At 54.2% G+C, this 577-nt stretch carries 1 protein-coding gene; it reads left to right on the plus strand.

What is annotated here, in order from left to right:
• A partial coding sequence (locus tag Phpb_RS14325; RefSeq protein ID WP_165603299.1) for a DUF637 domain-containing protein occupies window positions 1–577 on the plus strand: 577 nt, incomplete at both ends.

The raw sequence follows: 577 nt of genomic DNA on the forward strand, positions 1-577 counted from the left end.
TCAGTATTCGGCAATACGCCGGAAACCGCCTGGCTAAAAGGACTCAATGAACGTCAAGACGTTCAATGGAACTTAGTTAAAGATGCCTATGACAGTTGGGATTATAAAAGCCAGCACCTGAATCCGGTGGTCTCTGCGGTTATCGCGATTGCAGTCGCCGCTGCGACAGCGGGAGCCGGATTAACGGTTTCTGTTGCCGGGTCAGCCGCAAGTACAGCGGGTTCAGCAGCGACGGCAGCGGGCGCTACTGCCAGCACTGCCGCCGCCATGAGCTCAGTGGCTTACGGCGCGACGGCTTCCGGCATGGCCGCACTCGCTTCTCAAGCAGCGGTCGCGTTGGTGGATAATCAAGGTGACTTATCCAAAACCTTAAAAGTGATGGGAAGCAGCGACACCGTTAAATCAACCCTCACATCAATGGCGATTGGTGGCGCACTGGCGGGTTTTGATAACGTCATGGGATGGGATAAAGCCGCCAATGGCGCTCAAATTAACCCGGCAAAAGCGACATTACCTAAACTGAGCAATGGCGACTGGAGCAAAGTGGCTCAACGGATCGCAGGTCAATCCATTATCA

This window comes from Photorhabdus namnaonensis (assembly GCF_001684335.1).
In the GTDB taxonomy this organism is placed as follows: Bacteria; Pseudomonadota; Gammaproteobacteria; order Enterobacterales; family Enterobacteriaceae; genus Photorhabdus; species Photorhabdus namnaonensis.